The organism is Burkholderia aenigmatica, assembly GCF_902499175.1.
Classification (GTDB): Bacteria; Pseudomonadota; Gammaproteobacteria; order Burkholderiales; family Burkholderiaceae; genus Burkholderia; species Burkholderia aenigmatica.
Genome location: NZ_CABVQC010000030.1, coordinates 45260 through 60003, shown reverse-complemented (window position 1 = coordinate 60003; position 14744 = coordinate 45260). Strand labels below are relative to the sequence as shown.

At 66.1% G+C, this 14744-nt stretch carries 15 protein-coding genes and 2 tRNA genes; 8 read left to right on the top strand and 9 right to left on the bottom strand.

The annotated features are described in order from the left end of the window. Nucleotides 1-97: 97 nt before the first annotated feature. Nucleotides 98-2161, bottom strand: coding sequence for a polyphosphate kinase 1 (gene ppk1, locus BDO18943_RS21815; protein ID WP_175023999.1), 2064 nt, complete (start codon nt 2159-2161; stop codon nt 98-100). A 279-nt stretch (nt 2162-2440) separates the two neighbouring features. Between ppk1 and ppx the strand changes: the two genes are divergently transcribed. Continuing rightward, the gene (gene ppx, locus BDO18943_RS21810) at nt 2441-3955 is read left to right on the top strand and encodes an exopolyphosphatase (protein ID WP_043182302.1); all 1515 of its coding nucleotides are present in this window, start codon (nt 2441-2443) and stop codon (nt 3953-3955) included. Between the two features lie 86 nt (nt 3956-4041). Here the strand turns inward: ppx and BDO18943_RS21805 are convergent, their stop codons facing one another. Then, on the bottom strand, nt 4042-4476 hold the full coding sequence (locus tag BDO18943_RS21805) for a hypothetical protein (RefSeq protein WP_043183119.1): 435 nt from the start codon (nt 4474-4476) through the stop codon (nt 4042-4044). A 190-nt stretch (nt 4477-4666) separates the two neighbouring features. Here BDO18943_RS21805 and BDO18943_RS21800 point away from each other — a divergent pair, with 190 nt between their 5' ends. After that, complete coding sequence (locus BDO18943_RS21800; RefSeq protein WP_175023998.1) at nt 4667-5089, top strand: hypothetical protein; 423 nt, start codon at nt 4667-4669, stop codon at nt 5087-5089. Nucleotides 5090-5244: 155 nt separating this feature from the next. Here BDO18943_RS21800 and BDO18943_RS21795 read toward each other — a convergent pair. Continuing rightward, nucleotides 5245-5321, bottom strand: a tRNA-Pro gene (locus BDO18943_RS21795). A 159-nt stretch (nt 5322-5480) separates the two neighbouring features. Between BDO18943_RS21795 and sixA the strand changes: the two genes are divergently transcribed. Further along, entirely contained in the window at nt 5481-5942 is a 462-nt protein-coding gene (sixA, locus tag BDO18943_RS21790; RefSeq protein ID WP_175023997.1) for a phosphohistidine phosphatase SixA, read from the top strand. Between the two features lie 170 nt (nt 5943-6112). Next, a complete protein-coding gene (locus BDO18943_RS21785; RefSeq protein WP_011351620.1) occupies nt 6113-6919 on the top strand; it encodes a GNAT family N-acetyltransferase in 807 nt (268 codons plus the stop codon). Between the two features lie 200 nt (nt 6920-7119). Here BDO18943_RS21785 and BDO18943_RS21780 read toward each other — a convergent pair whose 3' ends face one another. Next, nucleotides 7120-7290, bottom strand: coding sequence for a hypothetical protein (locus BDO18943_RS21780; RefSeq protein ID WP_175023996.1), 171 nt, complete (start codon nt 7288-7290; stop codon nt 7120-7122). Nucleotides 7291-7426: 136 nt separating this feature from the next. Between BDO18943_RS21780 and BDO18943_RS21775 the strand changes: the two genes are divergently transcribed. After that, a complete protein-coding gene (locus tag BDO18943_RS21775; protein WP_175023995.1) occupies nt 7427-7603 on the top strand; it encodes a hypothetical protein in 177 nt (58 codons plus the stop codon). Nucleotides 7604-7622: 19 nt separating this feature from the next. On the opposite strand, the gene BDO18943_RS21770 is transcribed toward BDO18943_RS21775, so the two are convergent. The 3 genes from BDO18943_RS21770 to BDO18943_RS21760 form a co-directional block, all read right to left on the bottom strand. Next, nucleotides 7623-9002 carry an MATE family efflux transporter gene (locus tag BDO18943_RS21770; RefSeq protein WP_175023994.1) on the bottom strand — a complete coding sequence of 460 codons (1380 nt, stop codon included), beginning with the start codon at nt 9000-9002 and terminating at the stop codon, nt 7623-7625. A 10-nt stretch (nt 9003-9012) separates the two neighbouring features. Continuing rightward, nucleotides 9013-9336 (bottom strand): DUF2288 domain-containing protein, encoded by a 324-nt coding sequence (locus BDO18943_RS21765; RefSeq protein ID WP_175023993.1) that lies wholly within the window; start codon nt 9334-9336, stop codon nt 9013-9015. A 76-nt stretch (nt 9337-9412) separates the two neighbouring features. Further along, the gene (locus BDO18943_RS21760; RefSeq protein WP_175023992.1) at nt 9413-11032 is read right to left on the bottom strand and encodes an acyl-CoA synthetase; all 1620 of its coding nucleotides are present in this window, start codon (nt 11030-11032) and stop codon (nt 9413-9415) included. 142 nt (nt 11033-11174) lie between these two features. Here BDO18943_RS21760 and BDO18943_RS21755 point away from each other — a divergent pair, with 142 nt between their 5' ends. Next, the gene (locus tag BDO18943_RS21755) at nt 11175-11330 is read left to right on the top strand and encodes a hypothetical protein (RefSeq protein ID WP_155291875.1); all 156 of its coding nucleotides are present in this window, start codon (nt 11175-11177) and stop codon (nt 11328-11330) included. Nucleotides 11331-11401: 71 nt separating this feature from the next. On the opposite strand, the gene BDO18943_RS21750 is transcribed toward BDO18943_RS21755, so the two are convergent. Together BDO18943_RS21750 and BDO18943_RS21745 are read right to left on the bottom strand one after the other, a co-directional pair. Next, nucleotides 11402-12103, bottom strand: coding sequence for a peptidoglycan DD-metalloendopeptidase family protein (locus BDO18943_RS21750; RefSeq protein ID WP_175023991.1), 702 nt, complete (start codon nt 12101-12103; stop codon nt 11402-11404). Between the two features lie 152 nt (nt 12104-12255). After that, nucleotides 12256-13167 (bottom strand): aldose epimerase family protein, encoded by a 912-nt coding sequence (locus tag BDO18943_RS21745; RefSeq protein WP_175023990.1) that lies wholly within the window; start codon nt 13165-13167, stop codon nt 12256-12258. Nucleotides 13168-13645: 478 nt separating this feature from the next. Here BDO18943_RS21745 and BDO18943_RS21740 point away from each other — a divergent pair, with 478 nt between their 5' ends. Together BDO18943_RS21740 and BDO18943_RS21735 are read left to right on the top strand one after the other, a co-directional pair. Continuing rightward, nucleotides 13646-14476, top strand: coding sequence for an undecaprenyl-diphosphate phosphatase (locus BDO18943_RS21740; protein WP_043182315.1), 831 nt, complete (start codon nt 13646-13648; stop codon nt 14474-14476). Nucleotides 14477-14644: 168 nt separating this feature from the next. Beyond that, nucleotides 14645-14721, top strand: a tRNA-Arg gene (locus BDO18943_RS21735). Nucleotides 14722-14744: the final 23 nt, after the last annotated feature.

Sequence of the window (14744 nt, the reverse complement as noted above, 5' to 3'; positions counted from 1 at the left end):
CGAGCGGCGGCCTGCTGGCTCCACCATGAAAAAACGCAGCCCGCGGGCTGCGTTTTTTCATGGCGATGCGGCGCGCGACTCGCGTCGCGCTGCGGGTTCAGGAGCAGAACTTCCCGAGCAACCCGAGTTGCGCGTTGCGGATCGTCTTGCCGGCGCGGCGCCGGCGGTAGTGGCCGTCGCTGTGCATCAGCCACGCCGACTGGTTGTCGCCGAGGCATACCGACAGGCCTTCGGCGATCACGCGCCGCTTGAGCTTCCGATCGCGAATCGGGAACGCGACTTCGACGCGGCGGAACAGGTTGCGGTCCATCCAGTCGGCGCTCGACAGATAGACGTCCTCGGCGCCGTTCGCGTGGAAATAGTAGATCCGGTGGTGCTCGAGGAAGCGGCCGACGATCGAGCGCACGGTGATGTTTTCCGATAGCCCCGGTACGCCGGGCTTCAGCGCGCAGACACCGCGTACGATCAGGTCGACCTTGACGCCGGCCTGCGACGCTTCGTACAGCGCGGCGATCACCGTCGGCTCCAGCAGCGCGTTCATCTTTGCGACGACGCGCGCGCGTTTGCCAGCGCGTGCATTGTCGATCTCCGCGCGGATCGCGTCGATGATGCGCGGATGCAGCGTGAACGGCGACTGCCACAGCTCGTGCAGCGTGAGTTCGCCGCCGATGCCGGTCAGTTGCTGGAAGACGTGATGGACGTCTTCGCAGATCTTCTGGTCGGCCGTCATCAGCCCGAAGTCGGTGTAGAGGCGTGCCGTGCGCGGGTGGTAGTTGCCGGTGCCGAGGTGCACGTAGCGGCGCAGCGACGCCTTGCCGGCCTGCACGACGCGTCGCACGATCAGCATCATCTTCGCGTGGCACTTGTGGCCGACCACGCCGTACACGACATGCGCGCCGACGGCTTCGAGCTGCGACGCCCAGTTGATGTTGGTTTCCTCGTCGAAGCGCGCGAGCAACTCGACGACGACGGTCACTTCCTTGCCGTTGCGCGCCGCTTCCATCAGCGCATCCATCAGCGGCGAATCGGTGCCGGTGCGGTAGATCGTCTGCTTGATCGCGACGACGCTCGGATCCTTCGCGGCCTGCTGCAGCAGTTCGAGCACCGGCTGGAAGCTCTCGTACGGGTGGTGCAGCAGGATGTCGCCGTTGTCGATCGCGTCGAACATCGTCGGCGCGTTCGTGATCGCAGACGGGGTCGATGCGGTGAACGGCGTGAACTTCAGGTCGGGGCGGTCGACGAGATCGGGAATCTGCATCAGTCGCACGAGGTTCACCGATCCGGCCACGCGATAGCAGTCCTTCTCGCCGAGTTCGCTTTCCACGAGCAGGCGTCGCACGATGTGCGGCGGCGTGTCGGCCGACACCTCGAGGCGCACCGCGTTGCCGAGGTGGCGCGCGGGCAGTTCGCCCTGCAGCGCGACGCGCAGGTTCGTGATTTCGTCTTCGTCGACGAACAGCTCGCTGTTGCGCGTGATGCGGAACTGGTTGCAGCTCTTCACGACGAGTTGCGGGAAGAGTTCGCCGACGAAGCGCTGCATGAACGAGCTGAGCAGCACGAAGCCGTGCTCGAAGCCCGACAGCGCGTGCGGCATGCGCACGACGCGCGGCAGTGCGCGCGGTGCCTGCACGATGCCCATCACGGCCTGGCGGCCGAATGCGTCGCGGCCTTCGAGCTCGACGACGAAGTTCAGGCTCTTGTTCAGCACGCGCGGGAACGGGTGGGCGGGATCGAGGCCGATCGGCGTCAGCACGGGCAGCAGCTCGTCGAGGAAGTAGCGCCGCGCCCATTCGAGCTGCTCGTCGTTCCACGTGTCGCTCGCATGGAAGTAGATGCCTTCCTGTTCGAGCGCGGGCAGCACGGTTTCGTGCAGCATCGTGTACTGTCGGTGGACGAGCCGCTGCGCGCGTTCGACGACGAGATCGTAAGCATGTTGTAACGACATGCCGTCGGGCGTCAGCGCGCCGGGGTTGTCGCGGATCTGCTCCTGCAGGCCGGCCATCCGGACTTCGAAGAATTCGTCGAGGTTGCTGCTGGTGATGCAGATGAAGCGGAGGCGCTCGAGCAGCGGGACTTGAGGATCGGCTGCCTGGGCCAGCACGCGCTCGTTGAAGCCGAGGATGCCGAGTTCACGATTGAGAAGCGGGTAACGGACGGACATCGGCAGAGTAGGGGGTGATTCGGGCGATGATTCGAAAGGACGCTCGGAAACTCTCACGGTACGATGACGTGCTGATGACGGTAGTGTATTTATATCGGGAAATTCTACGCTGTAACCGTTTCGTCTCATAAATGTTTCGACGATATGCAAACGAGCAGTGTGCATGCCCGTGAAGCGTGGCAATGGCAAGCGTTCCACGCTTAAAATGTCGCCTTTGATTGATCGCCCATGGCTGTCGCACCGGCCGCCGTGGGAGAACGCGCACGGAGCCCCCTTCTGATGGTTACAACCCCCCACTTGCTGGCTGCCGTGGATCTCGGCTCGAACAGCTTCCGGCTGATCGTCGGTCGCGTCGAGGAAACGTCGGCGGGCAGCCAGATCTATCCCGTCGACGCGCTGCGCGAGCCCGTCCGGCTGGCCGCCGGCCTGTCGAGCGACAAGATGCTCGATCGGGCGTCGCAGGAGCGTGGCTGGGAGGCGCTCAAGCGGTTCGGCGAGCGCTTGCGCGATTTCCATCCCGACCATGTGCGCGCGGTGGCGACCAACACGCTGCGTGTCGCGAAGAACGCGGGCGAATTTCTCGGCGAGGCCGAAGCAGCGCTCGGTTTCCCGATCGAAGTGATTGCGGGCCGCGAAGAAGCGCGCCTGATCTATGCGGGCGCCGCGCACTCGGTGCCGGCGAGCGCCGGCAAGCGGCTCGTCGTCGACATCGGCGGCGGCTCGACCGAATTCATCATCGGCTCGCACTACACGCCGATCGTGATGGAGAGTCTCTATATCGGCTGCGTGAGCCACAGCCGCACCTTCTTCCCTGCCGGCAACGTCGACGAATACACGATGCGGCAGGCCGAACTCGCGGCCAAGCGCGAGATCCAGATCATCTCGAGCGAGTACAAGAAGGCCGGGTGGGATCAGGCGATCGGCTCGTCCGGCACCGCGCGCGCGCTCGCGGAGCTGGTCGAGGCAAACGGCTTCAACGATCCGGGCATTACGCACGGCATTTCACGCGGCGGTCTCGAGCGCCTCAAGCGTGCGCTGATCAAGTCGGAGAACGTCAACCGGCTGAAGCTGATCGCACTGAAGCCCGACCGCGTGCCGGTGCTCGCGGGTGGCCTCGCGATCATGCTCGCGGTGTTCGAGGAACTCGGTGTCGATTACGTCGATACGACCGACGGCGCGTTGCGCCTCGGTGTGCTGTACGACCTGCTCGGCCGGACGCAGCACGAGGACATGCGGGCGGTGACCGTCGAGGGCTTCACGCGCCGCTACGGTGTCGATCGCGCGCAGGCCGAGCGGATCGGCGCGCTGGCAGTGCGTTTCTACGACGAGCTCGAGGAAGCCGACGACGAAGCACGCGAGGAAGGGCGGATGTTCCTCGGCTGGTCGGCCGCATTGCACGAGATCGGCCTGTCGATCTCGCACAGCGCGTATCACAAGCACTCGTCCTATATCGCGAGCAACGCGGACATGCCGGGTTTTTCGCGCACCGACCAGGCGCGCCTCGCCGCGCTCGTGCTCGGTCATGCAGGCAAGCTCGGCAAGCTGTCGCAGGCGCGCGAGGTCGAGTGGCCGCTGCTGTTCTGCCTGCGGCTCGCTGCGCTGCTGTGCCGGCGCCGAACCGATGCAGGGCTGCCGGACATTTCCGTTTCGCAGATGAAGAAGGGCGGCTATGAAGTGCGCCTGCCGAGCGCGTGGGTCGAGCAGAACCCGCTGACCGACTACAGCCTCAGCCAGGAGGCAGCCGAGTGGGAGAAGGTCGGTATCCCGTATCGCGTGGTGTATACCGGCGCGTAAAAGGTCGAGAGCGGGGCCGGGAGGGGCCGGGCAGCAGGATGGCTTGCTGCCCCACCGGATAGCCGCTCGATCGTCCTGGCGGCCGCTCAGTCCGACGAGCAGACGATCGCGGTCAGGAACGGAAACGCCTGCCTGACGGTCGCGTCGCTGCCTGCCTTGCGCACGGCTTCCTCCACCGCGCTCTTCGTGCCGCGCACCACGACACCGTAGGCCCAGTCGCCGATCGGCGTGCCGTCGCCCGTGCGGAAGATCGGGTCGTTCGCCTGGTAACCGAGTACGACATACACGCCGAAGCCGTACGCGGTCAGCGAGTGGCTCGTGCGGAATGCATTGACCGAGTTCGATTCGACGTGCATCGGCTCAGACTGGATGTCGCCGGCGGCGAGCAGCGGCGCGACGAACTTGTGGCCGGTCGAATGGCAGTCGAGCGCGTCGTCGAGCGCCTTGGCCGACGCGGAGCCGCAGGTTGCCAGTGCGAGCAGCGATGCGCAGAGGGCGGTCTTGAGAATGTTGTTTTTCATGCGCGGATGCAGGTTGTCCACGCGCATTATCGCGTGTTCCGGTGAGCGCCGTGTGCGAGCTGCGGGTGGCTCGTTGGCCGTATGCCGTCGGCAAACCGACGGGCCGACCAGGCGGGCGCTCGATGATTTCCAACCTGTCTTTCCACGAACCTGACCGACGATGAAGTTATCCCGACTTGCCGCATGCGCATTGATCCTGGCCATGACCTCGGTGACTGCGGCGCATGCGCGAGATCTCGACAAGCGTGACCCCGACCGCGCGCAGATCCTGGCAGCCGTCCATCGGCTGAACGACCGCGATCCGAACCTGAAGGACTATCGCTATGTCGTCGTCGATCTGCTGAAAGACCGTGACGCCGCGTTCTTGTGCGTTGCATTGGCGGAAAAGGACGGCGGCTTGATATTGACGGACGACCAGGCCGGGATCATGACGTTCGCGCTGGAAAACCGTCACCCGCAATGGGTGGCGATCAATCTTGGCGGTGTCGGATTTGCTGCCGGCGCGAGGCCCGTGCAATCGGATTGCGTGGTGGACGGCCGTACCGTGAATACGCGGGCCGATATCGATGCCGCATTGAAAGCGAAAGGCCGCAAGCCGTTTGCTTCGCGCTGACCGTCGAAAAGTGTTCGCCGAAGGGGGCGTTGTAGCGTCGACGCCCCAATGGATCCCTACAATGGATTGAGGCGAGGCGGGAATCCCGATCGGCGTTTCAAGGGCCCGGAAATGGAAAAGGGGCTACGGCGTTAACCGTAACCCCTTGATTCCTTTGGTCGGAGCGATAGGATTCGAACCTACGACCCTCTGATCCCAAATCAGATGCGCTACCAGGCTGCGCTACGCTCCGACGAGCCAAAGAGTATAGCGTTGAATGAATGATCAGGTCAATCCCGATATGCGGGTAAATGCCGCGGCGGCGAACCGGCCGAATTTGCGACAATTCGCACGGTAATCGGTCGGCCCGGACGCATGGGCGCGGGCCGCTCGCCGAAGCAAGGAGAACATCATGATGAACCTGATCCTGTGGCGCCACGCCGAAGCCGAAGACTACGCGACGAGCGATCTCGCGCGCCAGTTGACCGTTCGTGGCCGCAAGGACGCGCAGGCGATGGCCAAATGGCTGCGTGGCCGGCTCGAGACGAATACCGTGATCCTCGCGAGCCCGGCGGCCCGCACCGTGCAGACCGTCGAGGCACTGACCGACCAGTACCGGACGGTCGACGCGCTCGCGCCGGGCGGCAGTGTCGACGACGTGCTGGCGGCGGCCGGCTGGCCGGAAGGCATCGCGCCGACGGTCGTGATCGTCGGGCATCAGCCGACGCTCGGCAGCGTCGCCGCGCAACTGATCGCCGGCGGCGACGACAGCTGGAGCGTCAAGAAGGGCGGAATCGTGTGGCTCGCGAGCCGCACGCGCGACGGCAGCCGGCAGGCCGTGCTGCGGGCGGTATTGACGCCCGACCTGGTGTGAGGCCCGCCTGAAGCGCTTTGTAGGGATTCATCATACGGTTTCGCAAGCTTTCTGCTAAAGTCAATTCGGCGACACGTCATTGAAAGGACATGGTCGTGCCACATAACGGTCACGGCCGATTACTACATTGGCGGGCATGTCGTCCTATTCCTTACGACCAGGAAAGCCTAATGCGAGAACTGCCGACGCCTACGCTCCCTTTTGCCTCGCTGCCCCTCGACACGTCGCGGCGCCACCTGCCGCGCGCTGCTGAAACCGTCACATCGGAGTATCGCCTGCGCGCCGCGTGGGCGCGTACGGAAGACGAATTGCGCGAAGCCCAGCGCCTGCGTTACAGCGTGTTCGCCGAAGAGATGGGCGCGCAGGTCAGCGGCCCCTCCGGTCTCGACGTCGATCCGTTCGATGCGTACTGCGACCACCTGCTGGTTCGCGATCTCGATACGTTGAAAGTCGTCGGCACGTACCGCGTACTGCCGCCGCACCAGGCCGCGCGGGTCGGCCGCCTGTATGCCGAAGGCGAATTCGACCTGTCGCGCCTCACGCACCTGCGCGGCAAGATGGTTGAGGTCGGCCGCTCGTGCGTGCACAGCGACTACCGCAGCGGCGCCGTCATCATGGCGCTGTGGGGTGGCCTTGGCGCATACATGATGCAGAACGGCTACGAGACGATGCTCGGCTGCGCGAGCGTGTCGATGGCCGACGGTGGCCACTATGCGGCGAATCTGTACCAGTCGCTGTCGGCAGGCTCGCTGACGGCGCCCGAGTATCGCGCGTTCCCGCACACGGCCCTGCCGGTCGACGAACTGCAGACGGGCACCGTCGTGGCGCCGCCGCCGCTGATCAAGGGTTACCTGCGTCTCGGCGCGAAGATCTGCGGTGCACCGGCCTGGGATCCCGATTTCAACTGCGCGGATTTCCTGACGCTGTTCCGACTCTCCGACATCAACGCGCGCTACGCCCGCCACTTCCTGGGCTGAGCCGTCTGAACCGCATCGCGCCCGTCCGGGCGCGCGCAAGCGAACGCCGTCGCGTGGCACGAGCCGCGCGGCGGCGTTTGTCCATCTGATCGATGTGTGTGAGTCGGACCCTGTTAATTTCGGCGATACGCAATCACCGGCGTGCCGCGAAAGGCACGTTCGCGAACGGCCCGGAGTAGGGCCGGACGGCAGCGGCGCGCTTAGTGCTTGCGCCGCCAGTCGAGCAGGTGGTGTTCGGCCATCCAGTGGTGGATCATCCCTTCGCCGTCATGGCTGCGCTTGTATTCGCGCGACTCGAAGAACGACAGGGCGACGAGCACCATCAGACCGACGAACAGGCCGATCAGGCCGGCAATTTCTTCAGACGACATGGCAGCCTCCTTTCCACGGCACAGCGCCATGCGTACATAGTAGGACATGCGCGGCACGACTCCGAAGCAGGATTTCCGCTAGACTCGGCGCGGTCCCGGCGTGCGATGGGCACGCCGCTTTCCGGAGCCCTACCCGATGACCCGTTTCATGCTGGCCGTGCTGGCCGCATCTTTTCTCGCCGCCTGTACCAGCGATCCGCATCAGGCCCGTCGCGGCCATCCGCCGGAAGATCCGGCCGACTACCATGGCGTGCCGACCGACATGACGCCGCCGTCGATGCTCGACGCGCCGCCGCCGAAACCCGTGCAGTAACGGCCGTTTCGGCCCGCTGTCAGGCGCGGACCGCGGGCACGTCGGTGCCGATGTGCCGCAACAGTCCCGGAAGGTAGCGCGCCAGCGTTGCGCCGCGTGCGGCCATGAACAGCAGCAGCGCGAACCAGAGGCCGTGATTGCCGAATGTGCCGACGGCAGCGAGTGTGGCCACGACGAAGATCGAGAATGACGCGACCATGGCGCGCATCAGCGATTGCGTCTGCGTGGCGCCGATGAAGACGCCGTCGAGCAGGAAGCCCCAGACCGACACGATCGGCGAAATCGCGGCCCACGGCAGGTAGCGCAGCGCAACGTCGCGGATCTCGGTCTGGTCGGTCAGGCGCGCGATGATCCAGCCGCCGGCGGCCCAGTACACGAGCGCGAACAGCAGCGCGCCGAGCGCCGACCAGAACAGCGTGACGCGCACGGCCTGCCGGAAGGCGCGGCGGTCGCGCGCGCCGGCCGCCGCACCGACGAGTGCCTCGGCCGCATGCGCGAAGCCGTCGAGGCCGTACGCCATGAACGTCTGGAAATTCAGCAGCAGCGCGTTTGCCGCGAGCGTTGCATCGCCCTGTTTTGCACCGAGGTGCGCGAACCAGCCGAATGCGCCGAGCAGGCACAGCGTGCGCAGGAAGATGTCGCGATTGAGCGCGATCAGCCGCTTGAGCGCGACGCGGTCGGCGAGCGCACGCGCGACGATCGGGGCGAGGCCGCGCGGCCGCAACCGCCACAGGATCCATGCACCGAGCGCGAAGCCGCATGCGTCCGCGGTGGCGGTCGCCGCGCCGATGCCGGCGATGCCCCAGCCGAAGCCGTAGACGTAGAGCAGCACGGCGCCGATGTTCACTGCGTTGATGAACACCTGCGAGACGAGCGCGAGCCGCACGCGCTGCATGCCGAGCAGGTAGCCGAGCACGACGTAGTTCGCGAGCGCGAACGGCGCGCTCCAGATCCGCGCGTGACTGTAGGCAAGCGCCGTCGCGCGGACGGCATCGCTGCCGCCGAGCGCGGACAGCGCAAATGACAGCAGCGGCACCTGCAGCGCAAGCACCGCGACGCCGAGCGCGGACGCGACGATCAACGCGCGCAGCAGGTTCAGGCGGATCCCGGCGGCATCGCCGGCACCATGCGCCTGCGCGACGAGGCCGGTCGTCCCCATCCGCAGGAAACCGAACCCCCAGAACACGAAATTGAAGAACAGCCCGCCGAGCGCAACGCCGCCGAGGTATTGCGCGCCGTCGAGGTGGCCGGCGACGGCCGTGTCGACGGCACCGAGGATCGGCTGGGTCAGGTTCGCGAGGACGATCGGGAATGCGAGCGCGAGGACGCGCCGGTGCGTGACAGTGGCCGAGGCGGCCGAGCCCGTGCCGGCGCCGTGCGGTAACGCGGATTCGGACATGGCGGACGCGTCAGGCGCGTTCCTGCACGCAGACCCACGGCGAGACGACGACCGCCCACAGCTCCGGATTGCGCGTCGCATAGTCGGCGGCGGTTTCGGCCGGCATGCGCGCGACGAGGCCCGACGACAGCCAGCGCGTGACCTGTTCGGCATCGTCGTCGGCAACCGCTTCCGCGACGCTGACGAGATCGAGGTCGCGTGCAACGGACAGCAGCTTGCCCTGCGCGAAGAAGCGCTCGAGATCGCACCAGTCGATCTTGGCGGTTTCGCCGAGGAGTTTGGCGTAGAGCGGGCTGTGCGACGCGCCCGCGTCGGAGTGGTGATCAGAGGACATCGTTTTCTTGGAAAGACTGCGTGGTGGCGCCACTATAAACCATCCGGCCGGGCGGGCGGCGCGGGTGGCGGCCGGCTTATGCGTCGCGCAGCGCGCGGCGCACGATCTTGCCGGTTGCGGTCATCGGCAGGCTGTCGACGAACGCGATCGCGCGCGGATACTCGTGCGCGGCGAGGCGCGTGCGCACGTGCGCCTGCAGCGCCTGCACGAGCGCATCGTCGCCGGTGTGGCCGGGATTCAGCACGACGAATGCCTTGACGATCTCGGTGCGCGTCGCGTCGGGCACGCCGACGACGGCCGCCATCCGCACCGCCGGATGCGTGAGCAGGCAGTCCTCGATCGGGCCCGGGCCGATCCGGTAGCCGGCGCTCGTGATCACGTCGTCGTCGCGGCCGACGAAGCGCACGAAACCGTCGGCGTCGATCATGCCCGTATCGCCGGTGAGCAGGTAGTCGCCCGCGAACTTGTCGCGCGTCGCGTCGGCGTTGCGCCAGTATTCGAGGAACATCACCGGGTCGGGGTGGCGCACCGCGATGCGCCCTTCGACGCCGGGCGGCAGCGGCGTGCCGTCCGCGTCGACGATCGCGACCGCATGGCCGGGCACGGCCTTGCCGATGGCGCCCGGCTGCGCATCGAACAGCGCCGCGCACGACGACAGCACCATGTTGCACTCGGTTTGCCCGTAGAACTCGTTGATCGTCACGCCGAGTGCGTCGCGCCCCCAGGCCGTCAGCTCGGTGCCGAGCGACTCACCGCCGCTCGCGACCGATTTCAGCGACAGCGCGTAGCGTTCGCGCGGTGCCTCGACGGTGCGCATCAGCTTCAGCGCGGTGGGCGGCAGGAACGCGTGGGTGACGCCGTGCCGTGCCATCAGTGCGAACGCCGCGTCGCCGTCGAATTTCTCGAAGCGGCGGGCGAGCACGGGCACGCCGTGATGCCATGACGGCAGCAGCACGTCGAGCAGGCCGCCGATCCATGCCCAGTCGGCGGGTGTCCAGAACAGGCGCGCATCGCGCGGGAAGCACTGCTGCGACATCTCCACGCCCGGCAGGTGGCCCAGCAGCACACGATGCGCGTGCAGCGCGCCTTTCGGCTTGCCCGTCGTGCCGGACGTATAGATGATGACCGCGGGATCGTCGGCAGCCGTATCGGCCGGCACGAAGTCGGGCGTTTCGGCGGCGAGCGCCGTGTCGTAGCGCAGCACGCCCGGCGTGTCGGGCGCATCGTCGCCGATGCAGTAGACGGCATGCAATGTCGGCAGCTGTGCGCGCAGCGGCGCGATTTTCGCGTAGCCGGCCGCGTCGGTGACGAGCGCGGCCGCCTCGCTGTTCGCGAGCCGGTATTCGAGCGCATCGACGCCGAATAACGTGAAGAGTGGCACCGCGATCGCGCCGAGCTTGTAGGCGGCGAGGTGCGCGATGGCCGTTTCGGGCCCCTGCGCGAGAAAGATGCCGATGCGGTCGCCACGTCGCAGGCCGGCGCGCACAAAGCTGTTCGCGAGCCGGTTAGAAGCATTCCTCAGGTCGTCGAACGTGAGGCGGGAAACGTCGCCTTGCGCCGTTTCGTGGATCAGCGCGAGGCGTCCGCTGCCGTCGGCCCATTTGTCGCAGACGTCCACGCCGATGTTGTAGCGCGCCGGAACGTCCCATGCGAAGCGGGAGAGCAGGTCGTCGTAGCGGTCGGTGGCGGGCAGCATCGCGTTGTCTCCTGTGCGGCGAGCGTGGTGTCGGGCGGAAGGCTTACATCAGGGTTTCACGCAGGCGAATCCACAATGACGTCTGAGGGCATGGAATCTTCGTACTCGTCCAGTAGCACTTGGCTCAGTGCACGATTCCACAATGACGCATAAGATCACGAAAAAACAGTGTGTGACCATGGATTTGCTTCTGATAGCTGCGGGGTTCAGCCTGATCGGGATCGGCCTGCTGGTAGCGTTTGCGCGTCACGTCGATCCGTTGTCCGGCCGTTTCACCGGACGTCTGCGCAAGCGCTGACACCATCTTTCCCGATGTTTGCCGCGACGGCACGCGATGCGCGCCGGCATCGCGTGTCGCCTATCGGGCGCTCAGCGCGCCGGCAGGTAGCGTGACGGGTCGATCGATCGGCCGCCGTAGCGCACCTCGAAATGCAGCGCGACGCGATCGCTGTCGCTGTTGCCCATCTCGGCGATCGACTGCCCCTGCGTGACCGACTGGCCTTCCTTCACCAGCAGCGCGCGGTTGTGCGCGTAGGCGGTCAGGTAATCGGCGTTGTGCTTGAGGATGATCAGGTTGCCGTAGCCGCGCAGCCCGTTACCCGCATAGACCACCACGCCCGGCGCCGCCGCGACCACCGGCGTGCCCGGCGAGTTCGCGATGTCGATGCCCTTCGATTTCGAGCCGTCGAACGTGCGAACCACGTTGCCGGCTGCCGGCCAGATCAGCGCGATGCTCGTGGCCGGCTTGACGGCCGACTCAACCGGCGCGGAAGGCGCGGGGCGGGCCCGGCCGGCGCTGCCGGTACCGGTGGTCGACGGCGTCGATGTGGTGGTCGTGCCGGGCGCCGGCGCGACGCGCAGCACCTGGCCGACTTCGATCGCATCGGGGTTCGTCATCTGGTTCCAGCGCACGATGTTCGATACCGACGTACGGTTGTCGCGCGCGATCTTGTAGAGCGTATCGCCGCGCTCGACGCGATAGAACCCGGGGCCGACAGGCGCGGAGCCGCACGCGACGAGCAGGGCGGCGCAGGCGGCTGCGAAGAGTCGCTTCGTTGTTGTTCCGAACATTGAACCTCGCAAAACCCTGCCGCTCGTGACGCGGCAGGCAACACAAAACGTCCGATTTTAACGGGTTCGACCCGCGCACCGCAGTTTGGGCCGTTGCCGGGGCCGTCGCGCGCCGGTTCGGCGCGCTGCGTATTGACGTCTCGGCGGGCGTGTCAGCCGGCGAGCGGGAGGACGCGAATCCTCAGCGTGGCCGTTTCGGTCGCGCCCGGCGCGAGCATACGCAGCCCGAGGCCGTTGTGGATCGCATCCGGCAGCCCGAGCCACGGTTCGACACAATAGAAGTCCGAATCCGGCTTTTCGGTCCAGGTCGTGACCGCGTACCACGGGATCGAGCCCGGCACGTCGAGCGCGATCTCGATCGTGCGGCGGCGGCCCGGCATCACGATGCGCACCGGCGTGGCCGCCGCGCCGTCGAGGCAGTGGAAGCGGTCGAGAATGTCCGGGTTGTCGAGGCGATAGCGGGCTTCGCCCGGTTCGGGCGTACTGATCGAACCGTCCGGGAGCTGCGCGCAACGATGGGTCGGCGGCAGTTCGAGCGTGGTTTCGGCGCGTTCGCCGTGCGGCAGCGCGAAATAGAAATGGTGGCCGGCGTAGTAGGGCAGCGGCGTGTCGCCGCGATTGGTCGTCGTCAGGGCGACTTCGAGCGTGTGCGAGTCGGCCAGCCGGTAGGTCGTTTCGAACCGGAAATCGAACGGGTAGCTCGCCCGCAGCGCGTCGGTCGCGTCGAGCGTCATCGACACCGCGGCGCCATCGGCCGACGGTTGCGCGGCGAACGGCAGGTCGCGCGCAAAGCCGTGCATCGGCAGGTCGCGCACCACGCCGGTGGCGTCGCGCCAGCGGCCGAGTTCACCGTCGACGCGGTGACGGCCGAGGAACGGGAACAGCAGCGGGTTGCCGCCGCGCACGCGCGCGAGATTGCTCCAGTCGGCAGTTTCCGGCCAGAAGATCACCGGTTCGCCGTCGACATGCCAGGACAGCAGGCGGCCGCCGAATTGCGGAGCGACCCTGACGAGCGATGGGCCGGCGTGAAGTTCGTGAATCTCGTGTTGCTGGAAGGTCGGCATGGCGAATCGGGGTGGGCGGGTGGACGGGAACGGCGCGCTCCATTATCGGGCCGTGGCGGCTCGGGGAAAACCCTTCTCGGGAAATCGCGAGTTTTTAAGACTGTCAACGGTCGGGATAATGCCTCTAAACCGGTGAGGTTGCCGGGTCATGACACTTCGTGGAGGGGGCCATGGATCTGGCAATGGCAATGGGTATCGCACTGTTCGGCATGTTCACCGGCAGCACGGTATTATTTTTCTATCAGCTCGGCCGCTGACGGCAATTCCTGCCGAAGTCGAAAGGCCCGCCATGCAAATGGCGGGCTTTTTGCTTTCTGTGTGCTTACAAATTGCAAGCGTTTGTGTGCATTGCCGCAATACCCTGCCAAATGCCTTGGCGCGGTAATCCTGGCTCGGCATAATCGGGGCGCGTTTTTTCGGACGCGCATCGCGTCGTCCGCTTTTCTCCCCGCTTAATCTTCACTAAAAGGATCGACGCGTGAGTCTCTGGTTTCTGGTATTCCTGAGCGTCCTGCAGGGCGTCACCGAACTCTTTCCCGTCAGCAGCCTTGGCCATACGCTGCTCGTGCCGGCACTGTTCGGCATGCACATCGACAAGCACGCACCGCAACTGCTGCCGTTCCTCGTTGCGCTGCACCTCGGTACCGCGCTGGCGCTGCTGTGGTATTTCCGCGCGCGCTGGATCGCGCTGATCAGCGGCTTCTTCGCGCAGCTCGGCGGCCGCAAGAACGACGACGGGCACCTGATGTGGGCGCTCATCATCGGTACGATCCCGACCGGTATCGTCGGGCTGCTCCTCGAGAAGCGCATCGAACGCGTGTTCCACGACCTGCGGATCGTCGCGATCGCGCTGATCGTGAACGGCGTGTTGCTGTGGCTCGGCGATCGCATCCAGCGCAGCCGCGCGCATCAGGCGCCCGAGAAGATGACGTTCAAGCAGGCGTTCTTCGTGGGTCTCGCGCAGATCGGCGCGCTGATTCCGGGTTTCTCGCGCAGCGGGCTGACGATGATCGCCGGCAATGCCGCGGGGCTGACCGCGGAGAAGGCCGCGGAATTCTCGTTCCTGCTCGGTACGCCGATCATTTTCGCGGCGGGGGTGCTCGAGCTGCCGAAGCTGTTCCATGCACGCGACCAGCTCGCCGATGCGCTGCTCGGCGGCGTGCTGACGGCGATCGCCGCGTACCTGAGCGTGCGGTTCCTGATGCGCTATTTCGAAGGGCGTGGCCGGCTGGCTTCGTTCGGCGTGTATTGCGTGATCGCCGGCGTGTTCTGCCTCGGCTGGTTCATGATGCATCCGCAGCCGGTTTGATGTCGCTGCGGTCCATCTCGCGTGATGTGACGCGATGATCGGGTATAATTTCGGGCTCGGCTTCATGCCGGGCCCGTTTTGTTTCGGGGCTTCGAGGTGGGTGGTTCTGCTGCCGCTTGAAGTCTTGTGTCAAATTCGGCCCGCGCCGGCCGTGTCTTTTCTCCCCGACCGCCCTTAGCTCAGTTGGATAGAGCAACGGCCTTCTAAGCCGTAGGTCACTGGTTCGAATCCAGTAGGGCGGGCCAACTGGATCCCTCGAAGACCGTCA